The organism is Nitrosomonas sp. GH22, assembly GCF_009833115.1.
In the GTDB taxonomy this organism is placed as follows: domain Bacteria; phylum Pseudomonadota; class Gammaproteobacteria; order Burkholderiales; family Nitrosomonadaceae; genus Nitrosomonas; species Nitrosomonas eutropha.
This window is the reverse complement of the sequence record NZ_QRCA01000055.1, coordinates 1-4,337: the sequence shown is the minus strand read 5'-3', so window position 1 is coordinate 4,337 and position 4,337 is coordinate 1. Positions and strand designations below refer to the sequence as shown.

The following is a 4,337-nucleotide window of genomic DNA, read 5'->3' as shown; positions in this document are numbered from 1 at the left end:
TGTTTTCTAGTTTAAGCCGCCGGATTTCTTCCTGCTCCGGTGTCAGTTTCCCATTACCGCGGAATGCCTGACCATTAGTATCCGCCTGGCTCTCCCTGATCCATCGCCCAAGCATGTTAGCCCTGATTTCCAGGCTTCTGGCAGCTTCTGCTATCGTTAATCCCTGATCCAGTACCAAGCTGATTGCATCCAGCTTGAATTCCTTTGTATAGTGTTTCCTAGGCTCCATTTCATCCTCCAATTAAGACTATTTTCTCTTAACTGGAGTGTCCGGGTCTATTAGACCATATCAAATCGCTTCACTTTGCCCGTTACATAGAGCTACGAGTAATGCGGTCTGCGAAGGCTTTAATTATCCGAATAATTGGATTTCGTCACGTGACAAAAGTCAATAATCCCTGGTGTGTTTTAAGTACTGAAAAGAGGTGATGTTTGGTGGGTTTATTGTTGTTGGTTTCGGGTGGGACGATGTGGCTGTATTTCTTGCCAAGTAGAAAGCCGTCCTTGCGAGGAGGCATAGCCGACGAAGCAATCCAGCTTAACTGTTACAACAAGGGGAATCAGTAATTTTGTGTATTATTATTACCGTGGCTTTGAATCACTGTACTGCTGATGACTTAAAAACCAGGAAAACCGGAATCAATAATATTTGATGGCTTGTTTTCTTCATTCAAGATCTGGCCCTGGTTTTCTATGCAGGTGTTAGAGGATGCGCAAATTGGCGCATCAGGCAGGTTAATTCACTTAATATGAAATTTCAAGTCAAGCGCCTTGATAACCTTAATCACCGTAGAGAATTCCGGATTGCCGTCAGGAGATAAAGCCTTATAAAGTCCCTCACGAGTCAGGCCAGTTTCATGAGCAAGCCAGGTCATTCCACGGGCACGTGCAATATCACCTAATGCAGCACAAATGAGACTACCATCCCTGGATCTTCTTCCGCACAGGCTTCAAAATATAATTTTATATCCTCATCTGTTTTGAGCAGCTCCACCACATCCCAGCGGGAAAAATTTTCAGCCATAAATCACTCCTTCCACTCTTTCGCAATCGTGACGGAACGCACAATATCTGCATCCCGGGTAGATTTATCACTACCAGTCAGCAGCACGATAACTCTTGGACCTTTACGCATGTAATAAACTCGACGATTCAGGGAAAATCGCAAAAAGCTGTCCTTGCGGCTGCGAGCGTAACGTGGCAGGAAGTAATCCAGCTCAACTGTTACAACAAGGGAAATCAGTAATTTTTTGTATTGCTATTGCCGTGGTTTCTAAATCATTACGCTACTGATGACTTGAAAGCCAGGAAGGCTAGAGTCTATAATATTTTACAGATTGCTTTCTTTATTCAAGATTTGAGATTTGACCTCGGTTTTCACAGTTCTTGATAAACCTAATCATATGAGCTCACTTTCTCTTATCCACGTGGTAACTCTATTCCACATACTCTTCGATATAACATAACTGCGTACGAATCAGTCATGCCTGATATAAAGTCAGTTGCACTAAGTAACTTCGTGTACTTACTACAGCTTGCTTTATATTGTTGTGGAATAAGTTGATATATTTTTTTCTCTGCGGGAGTTTTATTTTTCTCATCCTTTACCATTGCAGGTACGACCTTTTCCAATAAGCCACCAAGCACATCAAAACCAGCGGCTTCAATGTATAGAACGTTTGATGCGGCATAGACTTTCTGCTGTGAAAGCTCCTTTATTTTTTCTAACTGTAAATTCTCATATTTACAAATCTTCGACATTAAACCATGTTGAAATCTCCCCTTCATAATTTCATCATAATTATATTTAAATACATCAATAGCAGAGAAAATTAAATTGTTGATAACTTTAGCTCGCAAATATTCTGTTTTACCTTTAAGGTCGTCTTGTCTATTATAAATATATTCGTTAAATCCTCTGTTGCATGCGATTGGTTTCAATAGAGATTCTACCTCCTCGAACGAGACTCTGCCGACTCGAAACCCATCTTCTAAATCAATTATTCCATAGCAAATATCATCTGCAGCTTCCATCAAAAATGCCAATGGATGCCGTGACCAAGTATTATCCTTTTTCTTAATTAACCCTAATTCTGTGGCAATTCTAGCGAATGAATCAGCGTCATCGCGAAAAAAACCAAACTTCTTCTCACTAATATCTTCAGGATTAGGATTTAATATGGATGAGCCTCTTGGGTATTTACTAAAAGTACCGAGTACAGCATATGTAAGCTGTAATCCCCCTCTATTAATTGCATTTTGAAGGCGTGACAGAATCCTAAAACCTTGAGCATTTCCCTCAAATTTACAAAAATCTTTTTTCTCTGGATCAGTTATAACTTCTGGGAATTTAGCCTCAGGCTCCTTCTGGAACCAGCTACGTATTGATTCTTCGCCCGAATGTCCAAACGGAGGATTACCAATATCATGGGCTAAGCAAGCTGCAGCCACAATATTTCCATAATCTTGCGGATTTTTATTATCATAACCGTATTTTTTGTTGATAAACTCTCCTGCCAAGGTTCCTAGAGATCTTCCTACACAAGATACCTCAATACTGTGTGTTAAACGTGTTCTGACATAATCACTCTCAGCGAGAGGGAATACCTGTGTTTTATCTTGCAATCTCCTGAATGCACTAGAAAAAACAATACGATCATAATCTCGTTGAAACTCTGATCTTGGATTACTATCATCAGAATTGATTATTTCTTCCTTGCCTAATCTTGTGGAAGAAAGGAGCTTTTCCCATTTCATAACTTCCTCGGCCATATCTTCTCCAATATCTAATAATCTTGAAGAGAATAAAGAAATTATAGTAGCCGTGATAATAGGAATAGAGACTAATTTTTGTATTTATTCAATCAATTGGTCCAGCATCATAAAACTAATATGAAGTAAGAGTTAAGAGCTCTTATACTTGATTAGAGGAGAAGAGTAAAAATACAAAATTAAAAACCAAGGATAGATTGATTTGCCGATGCAACTCTTGTTTCCAGTTTGATTTTATTATTGAAGTATTCAAGAATTTCACTTGAGTGATTTGAAATCATCGATAAAACATCATTCGCAGATCTTATTGGAATAAACTCTTTCTTCGGGGAAATATAAACCAAAGCGTATTTATTTTGCTGGATAAGATTCAGCACGTTATTGAGCGTACCTTTACTTTCGCCATCCCAGATCATAAAGCCGTAATCAGCATCAAGACTCATTTGAGCATCTTTCATTGCAAAGTAGGCAAAATCTTTTTTTCTGCCACTTGACTCAACAGCTCTCACTTGCCAGCTACCCACATTGTTCCTACATTTGCCATCCATACAATAAACGATTACATCTTTGTAACCTTCATCCGCAAAGAATGATTGAACAGCTTTATCTGCACCTTTTGCATCACCGATAAGTACCGTATGCTTATTGGTAATTAAATTATGTAAACGAGTTCTTATGGCAGGATTTAATCTCCCCAGACTCCTTGAGCCACCAAAAAATACATTACTCATACATGCACCCTGGTTCGAGTTATGGCAAGCACATAGACAGTTCGCGCTTGCCCCTGTGTCATTACCGCTTCAGTTGCCGATTCAAGTGTAGCACCAGATCTATATAAATCATCAACAAGCAATATACTTCTACCGCTCACTTGATGAGGATCAGCCTGAAAAACTCCAGCCAGCATGCTTTTCCTTACTTCAGGATCTGTTACTGATTTAAGTTCGCTGGTATTTTTATTTTTTACCAGCGCCGTATCAGAAAACGATGAAGAAAAACCATCAGCTAATCCTCGCGCTAATTGTTTAGTTACCGTTCTTGTAGGATTAGACGACGGTATGGGAATAATTAAATCAAATTTACCCTGACTATAAGGGCCGAGATAGTGAATCGCAGCCTTCAAAATCTTGACCAGAGCAGCTTGATCGTTTTTATATTTGAAGCGATAGAGCTGCTCACCAATTTCACTTCTAGTGTTATCAAAAACCAGATAGCCAAATTCATTTTGGCCTGCAATTTGACTGTCAACGGTATGCCGATCAAGAACTACTCCTGCTTTCCATGGGCCTTTAATTCCTTGCGGATGTAATTGCATAGCCTCTCCTTTTCCCTTAATCATAAACAAACAAAAAACTCTCTCAGCGAGATTTCTAATCTAACCTTGCGCTTCCCTATTAACGACTGAATCGTCCCGGGTTTTGAGGAGGCTGTTTGGTTAAAGTCAAGCCACCGGAATGGCTTCCCTGGCGAATTGCCTATAGTAGTTTACCTCAGCTTCTGCGGGAGGGATGTAACCGATTGGTTCCAGCAGCCGCTGGTTGTTGACCAGGCTACCCATTCCAGCG

At 39.9% G+C, this 4,337-nt stretch carries 6 protein-coding genes; all 6 read right to left on the bottom strand.

Going from position 1 to position 4,337, the window contains the following annotated elements; all coding sequences use genetic code 11:
• A partial coding sequence (locus ABF86_RS11950; protein ID WP_160803567.1) for a transposase occupies positions 1–229 on the bottom strand: 229 nt, incomplete at its 3' end.
• 511 nt (positions 230–740) lie between these two features.
• Positions 741–875, bottom strand: a complete 135-nt coding sequence (locus ABF86_RS12990; protein ID WP_240142333.1) for an addiction module antidote protein — start codon at positions 873–875, stop codon at positions 741–743.
• 23 nt (positions 876–898) lie between these two features.
• Entirely contained in the window at positions 899–1,024 is a 126-nt protein-coding gene (locus ABF86_RS13135; protein WP_275689313.1) for a hypothetical protein, read from the bottom strand.
• Positions 1,025–1,419: 395 nt separating this feature from the next.
• On the bottom strand, positions 1,420–2,772 hold the full coding sequence (locus ABF86_RS11935; RefSeq protein WP_204987610.1) for a deoxyguanosinetriphosphate triphosphohydrolase: 1,353 nt from the start codon (positions 2,770–2,772) through the stop codon (positions 1,420–1,422).
• A gap of 179 nt (positions 2,773–2,951) precedes the next feature.
• Positions 2,952–3,503 (bottom strand): hypothetical protein, encoded by a 552-nt coding sequence (locus tag ABF86_RS11930; protein ID WP_160803639.1) that lies wholly within the window; start codon positions 3,501–3,503, stop codon positions 2,952–2,954.
• Positions 3,500–4,087, bottom strand: a complete 588-nt coding sequence (locus tag ABF86_RS11925; protein WP_160803638.1) for a ComF family protein — start codon at positions 4,085–4,087, stop codon at positions 3,500–3,502. The genes ABF86_RS11930 and ABF86_RS11925 overlap by 4 nt, the downstream gene beginning before the upstream one ends.
• Positions 4,088–4,337: the final 250 nt, after the last annotated feature.

Excerpts from the sequence above, each read along its gene's own strand:
- ABF86_RS13135 (WP_275689313.1), bottom strand. The coding sequence starts at position 1,024 with ATGGCTGAAAATTTTTCCCGCTGGGATGTGGTGGAGCTGCTCAAAACA.
- ABF86_RS12990 (WP_240142333.1), bottom strand. The coding sequence starts at position 875 with ATGACCTGGCTTGCTCATGAAACTGGCCTGACTCGTGAGGGACTTTAT.
- ABF86_RS11935 (WP_204987610.1), bottom strand. The coding sequence starts at position 2,772 with ATGGCCGAGGAAGTTATGAAATGGGAAAAGCTCCTTTCTTCCACAAGA.
- ABF86_RS11925 (WP_160803638.1), bottom strand. The coding sequence starts at position 4,087 with ATGCAATTACATCCGCAAGGAATTAAAGGCCCATGGAAAGCAGGAGTA.
- ABF86_RS11930 (WP_160803639.1), bottom strand. The coding sequence starts at position 3,503 with ATGAGTAATGTATTTTTTGGTGGCTCAAGGAGTCTGGGGAGATTAAAT.